This window comes from Nocardia sp. NPDC050413 (assembly GCF_040655475.1).
In the GTDB taxonomy this organism is placed as follows: Bacteria; Actinomycetota; Actinomycetes; order Mycobacteriales; family Mycobacteriaceae; genus Nocardia; species Nocardia coubleae.
In genome coordinates this window covers 196640-217089 of sequence record NZ_JBFAJZ010000009.1, presented here as the reverse complement: position 1 = coordinate 217089, position 20450 = coordinate 196640, and the positions used below count along the sequence as shown (strand labels likewise).

The window sequence follows — 20450 nt, the reverse complement described above, 5'->3', positions numbered from 1 at the left end:
CGACAGTAGAACCTCAAGTTAGGTTGAGAGCAAGCCGAAGTTCGCCCGGCGTGCGTCCGGGTGGGCGCCCGGGTCGAGGTAACTACCGGGAATAGGCTGGACGAGTGACGAATCGCGTGGATGCGGAGCGGGCGGCCGATGCTTTGCGAGCGCGGGTCGGCTGTGTGGTCGATGTGTCCTCGCGCAGACTGGCCGAGTACTCCTCCGACGCCTCCAACTACCGCGTCCGGCCCACCATGGTCGTGTTCCCGCGCGGCGACGACGATGTGGCGGCGACGCTCGAATTCGCGCGCGAGAACGGCCTGTCCGTGACCCCGCGTGGGGCGGGCACCTCCGTGGCCGGAAACGCGATCGGCCCCGGGATCGTCGTCGACTTCAGCCGCCATATGAATGCCGTTCGTGCGGTCGACGTGGAGTCCGCGACCGCACGGGTTCAACCGGGTCTCGTACTCTCCGACCTCCAAGCCCACCTGCGCCCGCACGGCCTGCGCTTCGGTCCCGATCCCTCCACCCAGGACCGCTGCACCCTCGGCGGCATGATCGGCAACAACGCCTGCGGCCCCCACGCCCTGGCCTGGGGCCGAACCTCCGACACGGTCCGTGGACTGCGCATTCTCGACGGAACGGCCACCGAACGTCGCTTCGGCGACGTCCCTGCGCGGTCACACGCCGACGGCCGACTGTTGGACAGCGGCCTCCGAACATCCAGGCTTTCCGCGATACCAGGCCTGGCGGAATTCACCCGCGACAACCTCGCGGTACTGCGCACAGAACTCGGCCGGTTCGACAGGCAAGCCTCGGGATACAGCCTGGAACACCTCTTGCCGGAACGAGGTTCGTCGATAGCGAAGGCTTTCGTAGGCTCAGAAGGAACGTGCGGCTTGCTGCTCGAGGCCGAAGTCGAGCTTGCTCCCCTGCCGGACGCGACCGTCCTCACTGTGCTCGGCTATCCCGATATCGCCTCGGCCGCAGACGATATCGCGGCCGTCATGCAGTGCGCACCGATCGCGGTGGAGGGGATCGATGCCGGTCTGCTCGACGTCGTGCGCACCCACCGCGGCACGGTCCCCGACCTCCCACGCGGCCGCGGCTGGCTGTTCGTCGAAACCGCAGGCGCCACACCCGCCGAAGCGCTGGCGGTAGCCCGGCAGCTCGTCAGGGAAGCCCACGCCGACGACCACCGCATCGTCACGGATGCCGCTGAGACGAAAGCACTCTGGCGAATCCGGGCCGACGGCGCGGGTCTCGCCGGCCGCTCCCCCGACGGCAAGCCGGCCTGGCCTGGTTGGGAGGACGCCGCCGTCCCACCGGAGAACCTCGGCACCTACTTGCGCGAATTCGCCTCACTCACCGATGAATACGATGTGACCGGGCTCCTCTACGGCCACCTCGGCGACGGCTGCATCCACGTCCGCCTCGACTTCCCCATCGCCGACGCCCCACAGCGCTTCCGCTCCTTCCTCTTCGACGCGGCGCATCTGGTTGTGCGCCACGGTGGTTCACTGTCCGGCGAACACGGTGACGGTCGCGCCCGCTCCGAACTGCTCGAGGTCATGTACTCGCCGGCCGCACGCACTGCTTTCGCCGGCTTCAAATCCCTGTTCGACCCGGACGACATCCTGAACCCGGACGTGTTGGTCGCCCCGCGCCCCGTCGACACCGACCTGCGCGTAGCCGGCCTGAGCCCGGTCCGGGCCGAGGGCTTCGCCCTCCACAACGACGACGGCGATTTATCCACAGCTGTGCACAGATGTGTAGGAATCGGCAAGTGCCGAGCCGACACCGGTGCGTCGGGTGGCTTCATGTGCCCGTCGTACCTGGCGACCGGCGACGAAAAGGACACCACACGTGGTCGCGCGCGGGTCCTCCAAGAAGTGGTCCGTGGGGAACTGGACTGGCGCGCAAAGGAAGTCGAGGAATCCCTCGACCTGTGCCTGTCGTGCAAGGCCTGTTCCTCGGATTGCCCGGCAGGCGTCGACATGGCCACCTACAAATCCGAGACTCTCTACCGCCGCTACTACCGCCGCCCCCGCCCGGTGGACCACTACGTGCTCGGCCAACTCCCCCGCTGGCTGGCTCTGGCTCAACATGCCCCACGCCTGGTCAACACCCTCGCCGCCGCGACCTTTCTGCGCCGAATCGGAATGCGCCTGTCTCGCATAGATACTCGCCGCGAGATGCCGACACTCGCACCGAAGTCGTTCCGCCGAATGTGGTCGGCGCTGGGCGGAAACCAGCGCACCGCGCCACTATCGAGTGCACACCCTTCCTTCGCACGGGTCGCGATCGACCGTGAACACGCCACCCAGCCAGGTGAACGCGGCACCGTCATGCTCTGGATCGACACCTTCACCGACCCTTTCGACCCCGAAAATGCCCTCGCCGCAACCGAACTCCTCGAAAGACTCGGCTACCGGGTCGTCATCCCCGCCACCCGCGTCTGCTGCGGCCTCACCTGGATCAGCACCGGCCAGCTCGACGGCGCACGCACCCGGCTGCGCGCCACCGTCGACGCGCTTGCCGCCCACGTCGCCGAGGGCGGCAAGGTCGTCGGGCTGGAACCGTCCTGCACCGCCACCCTGCGCGCCGACCTCCCGGAACTGCTCCCGGACGACCCACTCGCAGCCCGGGTGGCCGCGTCGGTCCGCACGCTCGCCGAATTCCTCCTCGAGCACCCGGACTGGCGACCACCGGCCCGCGCGGACACGGTCGTCGTCCAGCCGCACTGCCACCAGCACGCCGTCGGCGGCTTCACCGCCGAACGAACCATCCTCGCGGCGATGGGCGTGACGATCCGGGAACTGGCCGGTTGCTGCGGGCTCGCCGGGAACTTCGGCATGCAGCACGGCCACTACGACATCTCCGTAGCGGTCGCGAACAATGCTCTGCTCCCGGCGCTGGAAACGCTGGCGCCGGACGCGATCTTCCTGGCCGACGGCTTCTCCTGCCGCACCCAGGCCGCCCAGCTGGCCCGCAGACCCGGCCTGCATCTGGCCAGGTACCTGCTGGAACGGTGACCGGGGCTCAGCTGCCGAAGGGCAGGGTGCCCGGCGGGATCTGATACCCGGAGCTGCCCGCGAAGATATTGCCCCATGCGGCGAGCAGCCAGTTGAGCGCGTCCGTGATCATCCGTTGCCTCCTGTGACGGGGGGATGCCGACTGTTTGCCGACGAGGGTTTCATCGTCGCGCATGTGGTGGGTATTACGAAATGGCGTCGTCGGGGGAGAAGGGCGCACAATGGGTCGGTGCGTGACCAGACCCTGAACCCGGACCTGGCCGGGCTGTCGCGGACGGTCCGGTCGAGCAGGCCCTTCGACGTGGGGCTCACGGTGGCGCCCCTGCGCCGGGGGATGGGCGATCCCTGCCATCGCACCGACCCGGACGGCTCGCACTGGCATGCCTCACGCCTGCCGAGCGGCCCGGTCACCTACCGGCTCACCCAGGACGGCCGTGACGGCGTGCACGCGCGCGCCTGGGGTCCCGGTGCCGAGGAGTTCCTCAGCGGCCTGGACCGCATGCTGTGTCTCGAGGAGAACGTCGAGGATTTCGCTCCCGAGCACCCCAAGCTGGTCGAGGCGCACCGCCGCGTCCCCGGCCTGCGCATGCTGCGCACCGGCCTCGTGCTCGAATCGCTGATCCCGGCGATTCTCGAACAGAAGGTGCACACCAAGTCCTCGTTCGCGGCGTACCGCACGCTGGTGCGCGAGTTCGGCACCAGGGCCCCGGGACCGGGCGACCTGATGATCGCGCCGGACGCGGACACCTGGCGGCGGATCCCGTCGTGGAAATTCCATCGCGCCAATGTGGGCCCACAGCGTGCGCAGACGATCGTGCGCGCCGCCCGCGTGGCCGACGCCATCGAACGCACGGCCTGCCTCGACCCGCGCGAGGCGGCGACCCGGCTGCGCAGCATCCCCGGCATCGGCGTGTGGACCGTCGCCGAGACCGCACAGCGCGCGTTCGGTGACGCCGACGCCCTCTCCGTCGGCGACTACCACCTGGCCGCGACCGTCGGCTGGAGCCTGCTCGGGCGCCCCATCGACGACGACGCCATGGTCGCCTACCTGGAACCTCTTCGCCCACACCGGTATCGGGCCGTGCGTCTGCTCATGCTCAGCGGCCAGGCCCACAAGCCGAAATTCGGCCCGCGCACACCGATCACCGATCACCGCGACCGCTGATCGATCGGCCCCAATCCACTGCACGGAACCGAAGGGAGAGTGCAGGATTCCCCACAGCGCGAATCGAAGGAGCACGGCTGTGGCCACTGCATCTAACCGAACTCCGGCGGCGTCTACGCTGCCGCGCCGTCAACTCGGCCGCCATCTGCGGGAATGGCGGACCAAGGCGGGCCTGACCATCGCCGAGGCGGCCAAACGCATGGAATGGGGCGCGAGCACCCTGCAACGCCTGGAAAAGGGCCACGCCGACCGCATCCGCACCATCGATATCAACGAACTCTGCCGCATCTACGGCGTCCCACGCGAGGTCACCGACGGATTGGCCGGCCTGGCTCAGCAGGCCGCCGTCAAGAGCTGGTGGCACGCGTACGGCGACCTCATTCCCGAGAACTTCGACATCTACATCGGATTGGAGGCCTCCGCCCGCACCCTGCGCACTTATCAGTCCGAGCTCGTCCCCGGTCTGCTGCAGACCGCAGACTATGTGCGCACCCTGAATCAGCTTGCCTGCCCGAAAGATTCACCCGCCGAACTCGAACGGCGCGTGTCGCTGCGCATGCAACGCCAGACTCTGATCGGGCGTGAACACGAACCGGCCGAACTCGATGTCGTTGTGCACGAGTCGGTCTTGCATCGCGTCGTCGGTAATGCCAAGGTGATGGCTGCGCAGTTGCGCCATCTTGCCGATTTCGGTACCCGGGGCAATGTCGCACTGCGTATTCTGCCGTTTGCCGCCGGTGTTCCACTCGGAGTCTCCACCGGACCTTTCACGGTTCTCGAGTTCGGCACCGATGGCAGCGGTAAACCGGTCGAACCACCGGTGGTGTACGCCGAAGGCTTTACCGGCGACCTCTACCTGGAACGACGCACGGATGTCACACGGTACGACCGGGCTCACGAGTGCCTCCGGCGCCATGCGCTGGATTGTCAACCGAGTAGAGACCTGCTCCGGCGGGTCGCGAAGGAGTATGTGGCATGAGTTTCGATCTCGTCGACGCACACTGGTTCAAGAGCACCCGCAGCAGCGCGAACAAAGATTGCGTGGAAGTTGCCTTTCTGTTCGGCGGTCACGTCGGCGTGCGTGACAGCAAGAATCCGGCCGGGCCCGCACTGGTCTTCGACGGACCGAGCTGGGACGCCTTCACCCGCAGCATCGACACCGGGGTACTGGCGTGAACACCAAACGCGATATCGATCTCACCGGGGCCACCTGGCAGCGCGCCGGCGACGGTGACGACGCGAGCGTCGAGGTGGCGATGCTCGACGAGGGCAACGTGGCTCTGCGTGACGGCAAGAACCCGGACGGCCCGGTGCTCGTCTTCACCCCGAGCGAATGGGCGGCGTTCACGGCGGGCGTGCACGACGGTGAGTTCGACCGCCCGTAAACGTTTGCCGAATGCCCCCGGTGGGTAATCCTTCGCCATGGACCGAGGGTTGAAGAAAACTGCACCCCGGTACCGGAGGCTGGCGCCTGAGGACGGGGTGGAACGCCTGATCGTGATCCTGCTTTTCGCGGTATCGGCGATCGGAATCTACACACTCACCGGATCGTTGCTCGCGGCGCTGTTCATCGGATTACTGGTCGGATCGGTAGCGGTAGGGACCGTGGCTGTCTTGTAGCGGACAGCCACGGTCTCACCGCCGGAACAATTTATTGCCGAGCCAGACAATCGGATCGTATTTACGGTCGACCACCCGTTCCTTGAGCGGAATCAACGCATTGTCGGTGATCTTGATGTGTTCCGGGCACACCTCGGTACAGCATTTGGTGATATTGCAATAGCCCAGGCCCGCGTCCTCCTGAGCGAGTTCGCGCCGGTCGGCGGTGTCGAGCGGGTGCATCTCCAGTTCCGCGATGCGCATCAGGTAGCGCGGCCCGGCGAATTCCTGCTTGTTCTCCTCGTGATCGCGCACCACGTGACAGGTGTTCTGGCACAGGAAACACTCGATGCACTTGCGGAACTCCTGCGAGCGCTCCACATCGACCTGCTTCATCCGGTACTCGCCCGGCGCCAGCTTCGGCGGTGCGAAAGACGGGATCTCCCTGGCCTTCTCGTAGTTGAACGACACGTCGGTGACGAGATCCTTGACCACCGGGAAGGTGCGCATCGGGGTGACCGTGATGACCTCGTCGGGAGCGAACGTCGACATGCGGGTCATGCACAGCAGCCGTGGCCGACCGTTCACCTCCGCCGAACACGAACCGCACTTGCCCGCCTTGCAATTCCAGCGCACCGCCAGATCGGGAGTCTGGGTGGCCTGCAGGCGGTGGATGATGTCGAGCACCACCTCGCCCTCGTTCACCGCGACGGTGTAGTCCTGCAGGTCGCCGCCGTCGATGTCACCGCGCCAGACCCGGAAACGAGCGTCGTATCCCATGGTCACGCCTTTCCTTCGGCCGCCGGATGGGCCGCCAATTCTTGCTCGGTGTAGTACTTTTCGAGCTCGGAGAATTCGAACAGTGCCAGCAGGTCTTCGCGCATGGGAGTCTGTTCCTTGCGGGTCACGGTGACGCCGGGAACCAGTCCGTCCGAGTGCGCCGGATCCAGCGCACAGACCAGCAGCGAATTGCGCCAGGTCGGATCCATGCCCGGGTGGTCGTCGCGGGTGTGTCCACCTCGGCTCTCGGTGCGCAACAGCGCCGCCTGGGCAACGCATTCGCTCACCAGCAGCATGTTGGCCAGGTCGAGCGCCAGGTGCCAGCCGGGGTTGAAGTGTCGGTTGCCGACCACGGTGACCCGCGCGTACCTGGCGCGCAGGTCGGCCAGTTTGTCGATGGCCTCGCGCACCTCGTGTTCCTTGCGGATGATGCCGACGAGGTCGTTCATCGTCTCCTGCAGCTCGGCGTGCAGGGTGTAGGGGTTTTCGCCTGCGCCGTCGGTCGGCGGATCGGACGGTGCGAGAGCGATTTTCGCCGCCGACTCGATATCGGCGTCGGTGGGTGCGGGGCGCTCGGTCAGCCCGCCGACGTAGGCCGCGGCGCCGAGGCCGGCCCTTCTGCCGAATACCAGCAGGTCCGACAGGGAATTTCCGCCGAGCCGATTGGAACCGTGCATGCCGCCGGAACACTCACCGGCAGCGAACAATCCGGGCACCACGGCCGCACCGGTGTCGGGATCGACCTCGATGCCGCCCATCACGTAGTGACAGGTGGGCCCCACCTCCATTGGTTCGGCGGTGATGTCCACATCGGCCAGCTCCTTGAACTGGTGATGCATCGAGGGCAACCGCCGCACGATCTCCTCGGCGGGCATCCGGGACGCGATATCCAGGTACACCCCACCGTGTTCGGTGCCGCGACCCGCCTTCACCTCCTCGTTGATCGCGCGTGCCACTTCGTCGCGGGGGAGCAGGTCGGGAGTGCGGCGCGCGGAGTCGTTGTCGCGCAACCACTGATCGGCCTCGTCCTCGGTCTCGGCGTACTGGCCCTTGAACACCGGCGGGATGTAGTCGAACATGAACCGCTTGCCCTCGGAGTTCTTCAGCACGCCGCCGTCGCCGCGCACACCCTCGGTGACGAGGATCCCCTTCACACTCGGCGGCCACACCATGCCCGTCGGATGGAATTGCAGGAACTCCATATTGATCAGCGTGGCGCCCGCGCGCAGCGCGAGGGCGTGCCCGTCGCCGGTGTACTCCCACGAGTTCGAGGTGACCTTGTAGGACTTGCCGATACCGCCGGTCGCGAGCACCACCGCTGGCGCCCGGAACAGCACGAATTGCCCCGACTCACGGTAGTAGCCGAACGCGCCGGCGATCTTTCCGTCCTCGGTGAGCAGCTCGGTGACGGTGCACTCGGCGAAGACCTTGATCCGCGCCTCGTAATCGCCGGTCGCCGCGTAGTCCTCCTGCTGCAACGACACGATCTTCTGCTGCATGGTCCGGATCAGTTCCAGCCCCGTCCGGTCACCAACATGCGCCAGACGCGGGTAGGTGTGGCCGCCGAAGTTGCGCTGGGAGATGCGGCCGTCGGGCGTCCGATCGAACAGCGCCCCATAGGTTTCCAGCTCCCAGACCCGGTCGGCCGCCTCGCGGGCGTGTAGCTCGGCCATCCGCCAGTTGTTGAGGAACTTGCCGCCGCGCATCGTGTCCTTGAAGTGGGTCTGCCAGTTGTCCTTCTCGTTGGCATTGCCCATCGAGGCCGCGCACCCGCCCTCGGCCATCACGGTGTGCGCCTTGCCGAACAGCGACTTGCACACCACCGCTACCGAAAAGCCTTGCTCGCGTGCCTCGATCACGGCTCGCAGACCCGCGCCGCCCGCCCCGATCACCACGACGTCGTAGTCGTGCCGTTCCACCTCTGGCATCGAAATGAAGCTCCTCGCGTTGTCGCGGTTCAGTTCACGAACCGCAGATCCGAAATGGTCTGGCTCGCCACCAACATCACGTAGAAGTCGGTGAGGACGAGGGTGCCGAGCGTGGTCCAGGCCAGCGCCATGTGGCGGGTGTTGAGTTTGGACACTTGCGTCCAGAACCAGTACCGCACCGGGTGAGCCGAGAAATGCTTGAGCCTGCCGCCCGCGATATGCCTGCACGAATGGCACGACAGCGTGTACGCCCACAGCAGGATGACGTTCACCAGCAACACCACATTGCCCAGGCCGAAGCCGAAACCGCCGCCGCTGCCGTGGAACGCCGACAGGGCGTCGTAGGTGTTGATCAATGAAACGACCAGCGCCACATAGAAGAAGTAGCGGTGCGCGTTCTGGATGATGAGCGGCAACCGCGTCTCGCCGCTGTAGCGCGCGTGCGGTTCGGCCACCGCGCACGCCGGCGGCGACATCCACATCGACCGGTAGTAGGCCTTGCGGTAGTAGTAGCAGGTGAGCCGGAACCCGAGCAGGAACGGCAGCACCACGAACCCGAGCGGAATCCACATCGGCAGCTCGGGAAACGGCGTACCGAAATGACTCGAACCCGGCACACACGAATCGCTCAGGCAGGGGGAGTAGAACGGCGTCAGATAGTGGTACTCCGGCACCCAATAGGCCGTGCGCACAAACGATCTGACCGTCGCGTAGGCGACGAAGGCGGTCAGGCCGAGGGTGGTGAGCAGCGGCGGCAGCCACCAGCGGTCGGTGCGCAACGTGCGCGCGGCGATACGGGCCCTTGTCCGGCTGAAGACGCCGGTCCCCGCGGCGGGGGCGGTGGTCGGTGCGGCACTCACGGTCGATGCCTCGCTGCTCTGCAGGTGTGCGGCGGCAATCATTCCCCACCGCTGTGGACTGTGATGTGGAGCACCATACGCCTGTGTTCCGGCCGCTCGAGTCGGGTCGCACGCACTCACCTGCCCCGCATGGCGGTGATCTCCATCACAGCGTTGCGCCTGTGAAGCCGCGTCATGCCGGTGCAACAAACGTGTGGTGCCCTATGGCCATGAGAAGAGCCGCGATCGTGGCGCCGGTCCGCACCCCGAGCGGGGTGGAGGGCGGGGCGCTGTCGGGAATGCCCGCCGAGTGGCTGGCGACGACGGTCCTTTCGGCGGTGATCGAACGCTCCGGCATCGACCCGCTACGCATCGAAGACGTCGCCATGGCCTGCGTCGACGGTGGCCTGGCGAACGTGCCTGCCGTCGGTGCGCTGGCCGCCCGCGGCGCCGGGCTGCCGTTCGCGGTGCCCGGCTTTCTCACCGACCGGCACGGCGGCAGTGGGCTGCAGGCCGTGATCACCGCGGCCATGATGGTGCAGACCGGCGCCGCCGACGTGGTGGTCGCCGGGGGAGTGGAATGCGTGACCACCCCGGCCGGCCTACCCGGTGGCATCGAGGGCCTGCACAATGCCGAGGGCCTGGCGAGCTACTACGGGATCGACCGCGCCGCGGCCGACGAATTCGCCGTGGCCAGCCATCGCAAAGCCGCGCGGGCCTGGCGTCAGGGCGCGTTCGGCGCGGAAGTGGTTCCCGTGGATGTCGGCCCGCGACACGGTGGTCACCAGATCGGCCGTGACGAAGGCGTGCGCGACGACCTGTCCACCCACACCCTGGCCGGCCTGCGGCCCCTGCTGCCCGACGGTGTGGTGACGGTGGGCAACATGAGCAGCCACCGGCTCGGTGCGTCGGCCTGCCTGGTCGTCGCCGAGGACCGGCTGACCTCGCTCGGCCTGACCCCGATGGCCTTCCTCGCGGGCTGGGCCGCCGCGGGCTGCGACACCTCGGGCCCCGCGCTCGGCGCCGCACCGGCGGTTGCCAAACTGCTCGGCCGCACCGGCCACACGCTCGACGATGTCGACCTGCTCGAGATCAACGAGGGCTACGCGGTGGAGGTGCTCGCCCTGGCCACCGCTTGGGAACTCGATCCGCTCGACCGCCTCAACGTGAACGGTTCCGACATCGCGCTCGGTCACCCCGTCGGCGCCACCGGCCTGCGGATCATGACCACGATGCTGCACGAATTGGGCCGTACCGGTGGACGATTCGGGTTGGAAGCCATCGCCCTCGGCCACGACCACGGCATCGCCGCGCTGTTCGAATCCGCCGAATCCGACGAGCCGGTGGAGACCCCACGCGGGGCTCGCTTCCATGGTGTCCGCGGCAGTCGGCGATTGGGGAGACACCGCGCCTGACCGATCAGCCGGCACCGCGCACGCGGCAGTGTGTCAGGCCCGTGCACCGCTGACAGGGGTCGGCGCGGCAACCCGGAGGCTGCCGCGCCGAGGTCGTGCTCCTACTTGGTCCTCGGCCGCGAGTGGAAGCCGAGACCCTCGTCCTGCGCACCCATCCAGGCCGCCTCGTCGGACTTGCTGTCGGGAACATAGATCGGTTCCGCCCGGCGCGGTACGGCCAGTTCCGGCGGGGGCGCCTGCTCGAAGTCCTCGGCGTCGATGACGAGCCGCTCGAGGTCGTTCTCCAACCGGCGCACGGTGGCCGCGTCGCCGTAGTTGGAGCGCAGTGCGCCGATCGATTGCCGGAGTTGGCCGACCGCGTAGCGCAGTTCCGCGATATCGCTGCGTGTCATCGTTACCTCCTGGGTATATGGCGGGCATGCCGACTCGCCGGATCACGGGCACGCCCGAAAGCTCCCGGGCCGCGCTGCACCGAGCTGTGTGACTCACCACACAACGTGATCTCCACCACAGTAACTGATCTTTTCGGTTTACGCCCGAAGTTGCTGGGGATTCGGCGGTTGCCGTCGGATAACTGTTGGATGTCAGCCCGCGATGGCGTAGCGGTTGTGAATGCTCACACCGGCCCGCTCCACCAGCGCCGCGATGGCGTGGGCCACCTCCTCGGCGTGTTCAAGAATCACGCTGTGACCGGCGCCTTCGATCCGGACCAGCTCGGCACCGGCCAGCTCCGAGGCCAGCGCGATCGAATGGGTGAACGGCACCATCAGGTCGGCCGACCCGGCGAGCACCAGCGCGGGCAGGTCGCCGAAGCGGCGCAGGGTGTGCGCCTCGTCGAAAGTCAGCAGCGAGTTCAGGAAGCCCGCCATGGTGAGCAGCGCTGTCTCGTTGAGGATCGCCGTGGCGATCGCCGTCGTCCGGGTGCGCTCACGTCCCTCACGGATCAGCGGCCCGAACACCCAGCGTGACAGGCGCTTCGAGGCCTGCATCACGCGTGGTGCGTGGACCACCGCGCGCTGCAGGGAGGCGACGGCGTGCCGGTTGAGCAATCTGCCGAGACCCAGCTCGGTGAGCCCGCCCGCCGCGCCCGCGATGAGGCCGACGCCGGTGACCCGCATGCCGATGGTCTCGGGGTAGAGCCGGGCGTAGGCGAGCAGCACCATGGCGCCCATCGAGTGCCCGACCAGCACTACCGGGCCGGCCGGTGCGATGGTGCGCAGCACCGCGTCGAGGTCGGTGGCGAGCTGGTCGATGGTGTAGGTGTCGTGGTGGGCATGGCCGGATTCGCCGTGGCCGCGGTGGTCGTAGAAGACCATCTTGGTGTCGGAACTCCACCGGTTGCGTAGCTGTTCGCGCAGGTGGGCCCACGATTCGGTGTGCAAGCAGTGGCCGTGCACGAAGACGACGGTCATCGGGGCGTCGGGGGAGCCGTAGGTGCGGGTGGCGATCGGCGTGCCGTCGTCGGCGACGACGGTGCAGCGGCGGGCCTCGGCCGTTGTGGTGTCCATGGGCTGGGCCTCCTGGTCGACTGGGTGCGCGGGCTGTGGTGGTGTTTCGACCTAGGTAGCCCTGGCGTTAACCGGGCATGTCTCGCGTTATTCAGCCGATGCGCAAAAGACTCCGGCGTGGCGGTTCCCGTGATCACAGGAATCTCTAAAGGAATCTAGGGTTTCATCTAGAACTACGAAGAGGAGTGTCGAGAGGGCGTTCCTCAGCCATCTATATCGATGTCTAGTGAAACAGCTATAGAGTCAGATATTTCTATACGCTGCGCAGATAGCGCCCGAAATGCGGAACCGTGAAGCCGATCGTCCCGCGCTCGGCGGAGTAGATCAGGCCCTTCTTGATGAGCCCGTCGCGGGCAGGCGAGACCGAGGCGGGTTTACGGCCGAGCTCGGCGGCGACCGCGGCCGTGGCGACCGGGCCGTCGTCCCCGGCCAGATCGGCCATCGCCCGCATGTACTCGCGCTCCGCGGGGGTCGCGCGTTCGTAGCGCGAGCCGAAGAAGCCGACGGCGAGTTCCTCCTCGGCCGCTGGGGAGGCCACGGCCACGTCCTCGGCCGTGATCGGGCTCTCGGGCGCCTGATCCCAGGCCGCCTTCCCGTACGCCTGCACGAAATACGGGTACCCGTCGGCCCTTTGGTACAGCGAGTCGAGCGCCTCGGAGGTGAACTTCACCTCCTCCCGCTCGGCCGGCGCGATCAGTGCCTGATCCGCCGACTCCCGATCGAGCCGATCGATGCGGTGATAGCTGAACAGACGCTCGGAATAGCTCTTCGACGCCGACAGCACCGCGGGCAGGTGCGGCAGACCCGCGCCGACCACGATCAGTGGCGCGGCATCCTGGCTCAATTCGTGGCAGGCGCCGCAGATCGCCGACACATCGGCGGGTCCGAGATCTTGCATCTCGTCGATGAATATGCCGATACCCACCCCGATCGCGGCGGCCAGCGTCGCGGCCTCCTTGAACAACTCGATCAGATCGATCTCGATATCGCCGGAATCGGCCCGGCCGGTCACCGCGGGCACATCGATACCCGGCTGCCAGCGTTCGCGCATGCCCTTGTCGGCGGTGGCGCGCAACGCGAAAGCCTTGAGGATGCCGAGGAAATCGTCGACCTGCTCCGGATTGCGATGCGCCATCGCGACCGCGCGCACCGCCATGTGCAGCGCCGAGGACAGCGGCCTGCGCAGATCCTGATCGGGCCGTGCCTCGATCTTGCCGGTACCCCAGCCGCGCGACACCGCGGCCGACCGAAGCTGATTGAGCAGCACGGTCTTTCCCACTCCGCGCAACCCGGTGAGCATCACGCTGCGCTCCGGCCGCCCGCGCGCCACCCGTTCCAGGACGATGTCGAAGGCGGCGAGTTGCTTGTCGCGCCCGGCCAATTCGGGCGGACGCTGACCGGCGCCGGGAGCATAGGGATTGCGCACGGGGTCCATGCCTGGCAACCGTAGCGCGTGTGCACGGCAGAATCTCGGTAACTCTGTGCCGTGTCCTAGATACTGCTAGCGAACCCGAGAAAGAACGGAGCCCGATGTTCGAGGAGCCAAGCTCGGAGCAACCGTCGCGAGACGAGGACGCCACGTCACCGATCTACCTGACGCCCGCCCAGGTCGTCGCCGGCTGGCGGGTGCCGCCCGGCGCGCACCGTGCCGACACCATCAAGCGTGGCGTGTTGGCCGCCCTCGCGGCGGGAACCGGCGACATGAACCCCGTGGAGGCCGTCGCCCACATCGCCATCGGTCCGGTCGTCGCGGCGCTTGGCCGGCTAGAGGCCGATCTCGCCGATGCCCGCAGCCGCATCGCCGAACTCGAACAGGCGCTGCGCGACCGCGACGGGCAGTGACATCGGGAGACCCCATCGTTATCCCTCTCGACACGCCGTGGCAGCGCGCTGAACAGGGCTTTGGTGGCAGTGAGAAAACAACTTGCGGGCACCGCTGGACACCGTGGATCACAGGCCGTAATCTTCTCGTGACTTAGTGGAGTCTGTCGCTTCGTCAGAGAAGCGGCGCCACGGGTCACCGCCGAATAATCGTGTTGTCCAAGCGAACACGACAGCGCGGCGGGTGAGCAGCAAGATCGGAGACTCGTCTCGGTGGGTAAACACAGCTTGCAGCGGGATTCTCGTCTGCCGAATTCCGTCAAGGGTGCACTCGTCATGGGTGCGGTGGCCGCCACAACCGGTGCGATGCCAGCGATTTCGCAGGCCGCCACGATCAACATTCCGGGCCTCGGCAATTTCGATCTGCCGCCCGAACTCGAGCAGCCCGCCCAGCAGGTGGAAAAGCAGCTGCAGTCCATGGTCGCCCCGCAGGGCCAGGCCGCGCCGCAGCTGCCGAGCGTGCAGTTCGACAACCCCTTCGAGCAGCAGCAGCAGTCGGCGGGCAACATCGCCCTCGACGCCGCGCGCAGCAAGCTCGGTGCCTCCTACAACTGGGGTGCCGCGGGCCCGTCGAGCTTCGACTGCTCCGGTCTCGTGCAGTGGGCCTACCGCCAGGCCGGTGTCGAGCTGCCCCGCACCAGCTTCGAGCAGTCCCACGTGGGTGCGCCCGTGTCCTTCGACAATCTGCAGGCCGGTGACATCGTCATCACCAACGGTGGCGGCCACGTCGGCATCTACGCCGGCAACGGTCAGCTGCTGAACGCCGTGCAGTCGGGCACCCCGGTGTCCTACACCCAGCTCTCCGCCGACGACGTCGTGACGGCACGCCGTATCGTCTAAGGGGTGTCCCCAGCGGAACAACGATCACCCGACCAGGCCCGCGTCGACGCGTGGACCTGGTCGGTTCGTCTGTTCAAGACCCGGTCGGCGGCGGCCGATGCCTGCCGCGCCGGGCACGTGCGCGTCAACGGGGTGACGGTGAAACCCGCCCAGCCGGTGCGTCGCGGTGACGAGATCAGGATCCGGCACGCCGGGACGGAACGCATCGTCGTGGTCGAGCAGATCATCCACAAGCGCGTCGGCCCGCCCGTGGCCGCCCAGTGCCTGATCGACCGCAGTCCGCCGCCCCCACCGAAGGAAATCCTCGCAACCTTGCCACGCCGCGATCGCGGTGCGGGCAGGCCGACGAAACGCGAACGCCGCGAGACGGACCGGCTGATGGGACGCACCGACTGATAGCCCGGCATTCGCTGGATGTGGATGCGGAATCATTGCGGTGGTCGGTCGTCGCCACCATCGCCTACGGTGGCACTCATGGGTGAGCACAGAGCTATGTTGACGACGCTTCTCACCTGTGGTGTCGCCGCGATCTCCTCGGGCCCACGGCTGCTGTGGCCGCGCGGCGCCGACACCCGCTTCCTCGCCGCCCTCGAGCAGGCGCCACTGCCACCGGCGCGCCACACCGTCTCGCTCGCCGCGCTCACCCAAGCCGAGTTGTCGGCACCGACGGCGGCGGTCGTCGAGGGCACGCGGACGTTGCGTTGCACGCCGCTCACCATGTCGGCCTTCCTGATCCGCCACCCCGAGGCCACCTTCCTGGTCGACCCCGCCCTCTGCGCAGGCGTGCACCAGCGGGTGCTGCCCGAACTTCCCTTCCCCATCGCGCGCGTGGTCGCCCTCGACGACCCCGTGCGCGGGCTGAGTGAGGCACTCGCCGACCACGAACTCACCGGCGCCGACATCGACTTCGTGCTGCCCACCCACCTGCACTGGGATCACGTCTCCGGGCTCTACGAGTTGCCCGGCTGGGTGCCTATCCGTGTACCGGGTGCCGAATATCGCTGGGCCATGGGCGATTCCGGTGCGCCGTTCGCCGTGGCGCGTGGCCCGCTGCGTGGACGGGTGTTCGACCTGTACGACCTCGACGGCCCACCGGTACTCACCTTCCGTCGCAGCCACGACCTGTTCGGCGACGGCTCGGTCCTCATCGTCGACCTGGTGGGCCACACGCCGGGCAGCGTCGGCGTGCTCCTGGCGGTCGACGACGGCAGCCGCGTGCTGCTGGCGGGCGACGCGGTGTGGAGCAGGCGGCAGATCGAACTGATTCGCGAAAAGGCGCCGATCCCTGGCGATTTCGTCGACCACGACCGCACCGCCGCGTTCGAGACCATCCACCGCCTGCACGCCCTGCCACCGGAGATCGAAGTGATCCCCGCCCACGACCGCGCCGCCGTCAACGCCCGTGTCGCCGCATCCTGACCCGGCGAGCAGCTCAACCGGCCGTGAGTCCTTCGGCGACGCTGGAATACCTTGGCTGCCAACCCAATTCCGCGTGCGCGAGTTCGCTGGAGATCCGCATCGACGTATCACCCATCAGCGCGGCGATATAGGGCACACCGAGCCGAACCAGCCACAGCGGCAACCGGATCGGCCGTGGCGCCTGCTTGCTGTGCCGCACCAGGCGGAAGAACTCACCCCAGGTGATCGGGGTGTCGTCGGCGAGGTTGTAGGCGCGACCGGCGACCCCACGTTCCAGCGCCGCCACCGTCGCGGCGGCGGCGTCTTCCACATGCAGCCAGCTGTTCACCCCGCCCTCTCCGCGCGGGCCCACCGGCTGACGCTTGCGCATCATGTCGCCGAAGAGGTCGCTGAACGCGCCCGGACCGTAGAACAGCCCGTAGCGCAACGCGATCGCCTCGAGGCCCGCCGCGAACGCCTGCTCCTCCGCCGACACGCACGCCCGCACGACTTCGTCGGCCACGCCGCCGTCGTAGACGCCGAAGGTGTCGCGTTCGGTGAGCGGAACCGTGCCGTGGTCGCGGTAGCCGTAGCCGAGGATCAGCGACTGGGTGAGAAAACGCCGCGCGCCGACGAGCTCGGCCGCCTCGAGCAGATGGGCGGAGCCGACCGTGCGCAACAGGCCGGTCGGATCGTCGGCGGGGATGCGGCGCTGAGGCTTGGCATCGCGCAGCGCGGTGGCCTGGTGGATCACCGCATCGGCGTGCACGCCGTCCAGTGCGCGCAGCAGTCCCTCGCGGTCGAGAACATCGGCGGTGACCGGTTCGGCACCGAGTTCGCGAACCAGCCCGTGGTTGGCCGGGTTGCGCACGATGGCGGTGACGGCGTGCCCGTGGGCGGTGAGTGCGCGGATCAGAGGGCGCCCGATGGCACCGGTCGCCCCGGCGAGCAGAACCTGCATGATCGTTCCTTCCGGTGAGGTGGTTCCTTGCTTCCTGGACGGGACGCGGCGTCGTGATGTGACGGTCTGTGACCCGGTTCACGCTGGTCAAAGGCGACTACGAGATTGGGTGATGTCACGGCGGTTCCACGGCGTGTCGGTGTGTATCGTGCGGCTCATGCGAGTCGACGGGCGGGAGATCCCGGTCACGGGGAGTCTCCTGCAGCCGAGGATCAGGCGGACGAGTGACATCGTCCGGGTGGTCGCGGCGTCGTTGGGCGTCGGCGTCGTGGTGGCGGGTTCGCTCATCACGCGGCCCGAATGGTTGGCGCTGGAACGGTCCGTCGCCAAGATCGTCGACTTCCTCAGTCCCGAGCAGTCGACGCTGGTCTACCTGATCTACGGGATGCTCATCCTGGCGTTGCCGTTCGCCATCTTCATCGAACTCGTGGTGCGCCGACAGTGGAAACTGCTCTTCGGCTACGGCGCGGCGGGACTGCTCGCGGTGCTGGCCCTGTCGATCACCGGGGCTGGCATCTCCACGCCCAAATGGCATCTGCCGGTGCCCGACCGATTCGACACGTTCCTTTCCCAGTTCCTCGACGATCCGCGCTGGATCGCCATGCTCGCCGCCATGCTCACCGTGTCGAGCCCGTGGTTGCCGGTGCGGCCGAGGCGTTGGATGTGGTTTCTGCTGCTGATGTTCGCGCCGATCCACCTGGTGGTGAGTTCGGTGGTGCCCGCGCGGGCGATGCTCGGTCTGGTGGTCGGCTGGCTGGTCGGCGCGGTGATCGTCTGGCTGGTCGGCACACCCGCGCTCGAGGTGCCCCTCGACGCTGCCGTGCGCGTGCTGGCCGAACGCGGATACACGGTGAACTCGTTCCGGGTGGTCCGCCCCGCCGGTCGCGGGCCGCTGCTGCTTGCCACGGCTGTCGACGGGCCCGAATCCGAACTCATCGTCGAGCTGTACGGCAAGAACCAGCGCAGTTTCGGTGCCATCCGCCAGCTGTGGCGCTGGCTCACCTTCCGCTCCAGCGAGACCGCGCCACTGCACGGCTCGCTGCACCGCGCGGTGGAACATCGCGCGCTGCTCGGTATCGCCATCGGCGATCTCGGCATGGCCTCGGCGCATCAGGTCGCGGTGGCGAGCCTGAATCGTGGCTGGATGCTGTACGCGCACACCGTTCCTCGCGGCACACCCTTGCGCAAGCTCTCCGCGCAGGTGCTGCCCGGGGTGTGGCGTTCGCTGGTCCGCCTGCACGACAACCAGATCAGCCACGGCGACCTGCGCCCCGACCATGTGCGAATGTGCCAGGGCGACACCCTCTTCAACGGTTTCGCCGCCGCCGAATTCGGGGCGTCGGACTCCCAGCGCCAAACCGACATCGCGCAGCTGCTCGTGTCGACTACCGCGCTGTTCGGCAAGCACGAGGCCGTGTCGGCGGCCGTCGGCGTACTCGGCGAGAGTGCCGTCGTCACCGCCGCGAGCAGGCTCACCAAGTCGGCCATGCCGGCGGGCATCCGCAAGACGGTGCCGCAGTGGGCCAAGGTGATGGCCACCGCGCGAGAAGAGGTGCGGGAGCAGACCGGTCACGACCGCATCGGCTCCGAACAGCTCACCCGGTTCACCCGCAACCAGGTGATCCAGCTGGTGCTGCTCGTCGCGCTCGTCTATGTGGCCTACCCGTTCTTCAGCCAGGTGCCCACGTTCTTCAGCCAGCTGCGCACCCTGAACTGGTGGTGGGCGCTGCTCGGCCTGGTCATCACCGCGTTCACCTATGTCGGTGCGGCGGCCGCGCTCGGTGCCTGTGCCGACGGGCTGGTCCGGGTCCGCGACCTGTTCCTCGAACAGTTCGCCAACACCTTCGTCGCCACCACCACCCCGGCCGGTGTCGGCGGACTCGCCCTGAGCGTGCGGTTCCTCGTGCAGGCGGGCATGTCGACCGCGCGCGCCACCGGAGCCGTCGCCTTGCAGCAGTCCATGCAGGTGCTCACCCACCTGGTGCTGCTCGTGGTGTTCAGCGTGGTCGCGGGCACCTCGACCAACCTCGCCCACATCGTGCCCGACGCCACCGTGCTGTACCTGGCCGCCGGAGTGGGCGTCGGATTGATCGGCGCGTTCATGTTCGTGCCGAAACTGCGCCGCTGGGTGAACCATTCGGTGTGGCCGCAGATCCGGGAGGTGGTGGGCGAGGTCGTCGCGCTCGCCCGCAACCCGATGCGGTTCTCCGTGATCGTCGGTGGGTCGGCGGTGATCACGCTCGGCAAGGCGTTCGTGCTGTGGGTGAGCGTCGAGGCCTTCGGTGGCGGAACCGATTTCGTCGCCGTCACGATCGTCACCATGATCGGCGGCACGCTCGCCTCGGCCGCGCCGACCCCCGGCGGCGTCGGTGCGGTGGAAGCGGCGCTGATCGGTGGTCTTGCCGCCTTCGGGGTGCCCGCCGAGATCGCGGTACCCGCCGTGCTGCTCTATCGCGTGCTCACCTGCTGGATCCCGGTGGCGCTCGGCTGGCCGATCATGCGCTGGATGGGCGAGAAGAACATGATCTAGTTCGCCCGCAGCGCGATGGTGAGCCCGTCCTTCTCGCAGATCGACGGGACGGCCGGATCGGGCTGGGCGTGGCAGTCCCAGCCGTCGACGTCGAGCTCGTCGGACGGCTGGATCGTCGTCACGTAGGTGGAGGCGACATTGATCGCCTCGGTGCAGCCGGGTCGACCCTCCGGCGAGCCGACGGCGATCACCGTGCGGGTGCCGCCGACGGCGTCGGTGACCGGCCCGCAGTCCACGTCCTCGACGGGCTCGTCGGGGGCAGCGCTGGTGGTCCTCGACGCGGTGGAAGTCGCCCTTGTCGTGCTCGATACCGCTGCGCGGGTCGACTCGACGATCTCACTCGGCGGGGCGACCACCTGGGCCGATGTGGTCGGCGCGACGGTGCTGTTCGGATGTGCGGACTGGTTGCCGGAGTCCTCACCACAGCCGGAGGCTCCGGCGATCACGGTGAGCGCGGCGACCGCACATACGACGAAATGAACCTGCTTCAACGCATCCTCCAGAGTCGGGGGTCCCGCCGATACGTGCGCATTCAATCACGATGCGGCGCAACGCTGTCTGATCCGCGCGCAGCAGAATCGGGAATTCT

General features: G+C 67.7%; 19 protein-coding genes. 11 read left to right on the top strand and 8 right to left on the bottom strand.

The genetic code is table 11. The annotated features are described in order from the left end of the window. Nucleotides 1-104: 104 nt before the first annotated feature. The 5 genes from AB0I19_RS21805 (at nucleotide 105) to AB0I19_RS21785 (ending at nucleotide 5567) form a co-directional block, all read left to right on the top strand. Nucleotides 105-3017: an FAD-binding and (Fe-S)-binding domain-containing protein gene (locus AB0I19_RS21805; RefSeq protein WP_357150748.1), complete on the top strand. Its 2913-nt coding sequence runs from the start codon at nucleotides 105-107 to the stop codon at nucleotides 3015-3017. Between the two features lie 229 nt (nucleotides 3018-3246). Then, nucleotides 3247-4182 carry a DNA-3-methyladenine glycosylase 2 family protein gene (locus AB0I19_RS21800; RefSeq protein WP_357150747.1) on the top strand — a complete coding sequence of 312 codons (936 nt, stop codon included), beginning with the start codon at nucleotides 3247-3249 and terminating at the stop codon, nucleotides 4180-4182. Nucleotides 4183-4261: 79 nt separating this feature from the next. Beyond that, nucleotides 4262-5161, top strand: coding sequence for a helix-turn-helix transcriptional regulator (locus AB0I19_RS21795; RefSeq protein WP_356985431.1), 900 nt, complete (start codon nucleotides 4262-4264; stop codon nucleotides 5159-5161). After that, nucleotides 5158-5358, top strand: coding sequence for a DUF397 domain-containing protein (locus AB0I19_RS21790; protein ID WP_067497279.1), 201 nt, complete (start codon nucleotides 5158-5160; stop codon nucleotides 5356-5358). The genes AB0I19_RS21795 and AB0I19_RS21790 overlap by 4 nt, the downstream gene beginning before the upstream one ends. Next, complete coding sequence (locus tag AB0I19_RS21785; protein ID WP_357150746.1) at nucleotides 5355-5567, top strand: DUF397 domain-containing protein; 213 nt, start codon at nucleotides 5355-5357, stop codon at nucleotides 5565-5567. The genes AB0I19_RS21790 and AB0I19_RS21785 overlap by 4 nt, the downstream gene beginning before the upstream one ends. Nucleotides 5568-5817: 250 nt before the next feature. On the opposite strand, the gene AB0I19_RS21780 is transcribed toward AB0I19_RS21785, so the two are convergent. From AB0I19_RS21780 to AB0I19_RS21770, 3 genes are read right to left on the bottom strand one after another with little or no spacing between them, the layout of a single operon-like run. Continuing rightward, nucleotides 5818-6561 carry a succinate dehydrogenase/fumarate reductase iron-sulfur subunit gene (locus tag AB0I19_RS21780; protein ID WP_357150745.1) on the bottom strand — a complete coding sequence of 248 codons (744 nt, stop codon included), beginning with the start codon at nucleotides 6559-6561 and terminating at the stop codon, nucleotides 5818-5820. A gap of 2 nt (nucleotides 6562-6563) precedes the next feature. Continuing rightward, nucleotides 6564-8489, bottom strand: coding sequence for a fumarate reductase/succinate dehydrogenase flavoprotein subunit (locus AB0I19_RS21775; RefSeq protein ID WP_357150744.1), 1926 nt, complete (start codon nucleotides 8487-8489; stop codon nucleotides 6564-6566). A 29-nt stretch (nucleotides 8490-8518) separates the two neighbouring features. Next, complete coding sequence (locus AB0I19_RS21770; protein WP_357150787.1) at nucleotides 8519-9349, bottom strand: hypothetical protein; 831 nt, start codon at nucleotides 9347-9349, stop codon at nucleotides 8519-8521. 209 nt (nucleotides 9350-9558) lie between these two features. Here AB0I19_RS21770 and AB0I19_RS21765 point away from each other — a divergent pair, with 209 nt between their 5' ends. Then, the gene (locus AB0I19_RS21765) at nucleotides 9559-10743 is read left to right on the top strand and encodes an acetyl-CoA acetyltransferase (RefSeq protein WP_357150743.1); all 1185 of its coding nucleotides are present in this window, start codon (nucleotides 9559-9561) and stop codon (nucleotides 10741-10743) included. Nucleotides 10744-10844: 101 nt separating this feature from the next. Here AB0I19_RS21765 and AB0I19_RS21760 read toward each other — a convergent pair whose 3' ends face one another. From AB0I19_RS21760 to AB0I19_RS21750, 3 genes are all read right to left on the bottom strand, one after another. Further along, complete coding sequence (locus AB0I19_RS21760) at nucleotides 10845-11135, bottom strand: hypothetical protein (RefSeq protein WP_067497270.1); 291 nt, start codon at nucleotides 11133-11135, stop codon at nucleotides 10845-10847. Nucleotides 11136-11327: 192 nt separating this feature from the next. Continuing rightward, nucleotides 11328-12251, bottom strand: a complete 924-nt coding sequence (locus tag AB0I19_RS21755; RefSeq protein WP_357150742.1) for an alpha/beta hydrolase — start codon at nucleotides 12249-12251, stop codon at nucleotides 11328-11330. Nucleotides 12252-12504: 253 nt separating this feature from the next. After that, the gene (locus AB0I19_RS21750; protein ID WP_357150741.1) at nucleotides 12505-13686 is read right to left on the bottom strand and encodes an AAA family ATPase; all 1182 of its coding nucleotides are present in this window, start codon (nucleotides 13684-13686) and stop codon (nucleotides 12505-12507) included. Nucleotides 13687-13781: 95 nt separating this feature from the next. On the opposite strand from AB0I19_RS21750, the gene AB0I19_RS21745 reads away from it, so the two are divergent. The 4 genes from AB0I19_RS21745 (at nucleotide 13782) to AB0I19_RS21730 (ending at nucleotide 16391) form a co-directional block, all read left to right on the top strand. Next, the gene (locus tag AB0I19_RS21745; protein ID WP_245655507.1) at nucleotides 13782-14093 is read left to right on the top strand and encodes a hypothetical protein; all 312 of its coding nucleotides are present in this window, start codon (nucleotides 13782-13784) and stop codon (nucleotides 14091-14093) included. Between the two features lie 315 nt (nucleotides 14094-14408). Continuing rightward, complete coding sequence (locus tag AB0I19_RS21740; RefSeq protein WP_067497265.1) at nucleotides 14409-14972, top strand: C40 family peptidase; 564 nt, start codon at nucleotides 14409-14411, stop codon at nucleotides 14970-14972. A 3-nt stretch (nucleotides 14973-14975) separates the two neighbouring features. Then, on the top strand, nucleotides 14976-15368 hold the full coding sequence (locus AB0I19_RS21735; protein ID WP_357150740.1) for an RNA-binding S4 domain-containing protein: 393 nt from the start codon (nucleotides 14976-14978) through the stop codon (nucleotides 15366-15368). A gap of 78 nt (nucleotides 15369-15446) precedes the next feature. Next, the gene (locus AB0I19_RS21730; protein ID WP_357150739.1) at nucleotides 15447-16391 is read left to right on the top strand and encodes an MBL fold metallo-hydrolase; all 945 of its coding nucleotides are present in this window, start codon (nucleotides 15447-15449) and stop codon (nucleotides 16389-16391) included. Nucleotides 16392-16404: 13 nt separating this feature from the next. On the opposite strand, the gene AB0I19_RS21725 is transcribed toward AB0I19_RS21730, so the two are convergent. Next, on the bottom strand, nucleotides 16405-17331 hold the full coding sequence (locus AB0I19_RS21725; protein WP_357150738.1) for an NAD(P)-dependent oxidoreductase: 927 nt from the start codon (nucleotides 17329-17331) through the stop codon (nucleotides 16405-16407). Nucleotides 17332-17488: 157 nt separating this feature from the next. Between AB0I19_RS21725 and AB0I19_RS21720 the strand changes: the two genes are divergently transcribed. Continuing rightward, on the top strand, nucleotides 17489-19861 hold the full coding sequence (locus AB0I19_RS21720; RefSeq protein WP_357150737.1) for a lysylphosphatidylglycerol synthase transmembrane domain-containing protein: 2373 nt from the start codon (nucleotides 17489-17491) through the stop codon (nucleotides 19859-19861). Here AB0I19_RS21720 and AB0I19_RS21715 read toward each other — a convergent pair. Then, on the bottom strand, nucleotides 19858-20352 hold the full coding sequence (locus AB0I19_RS21715; RefSeq protein ID WP_357150736.1) for a hypothetical protein: 495 nt from the start codon (nucleotides 20350-20352) through the stop codon (nucleotides 19858-19860). The two genes, AB0I19_RS21720 and AB0I19_RS21715, sit on opposite strands and share 4 nt — an antisense overlap. Nucleotides 20353-20450: the final 98 nt, after the last annotated feature.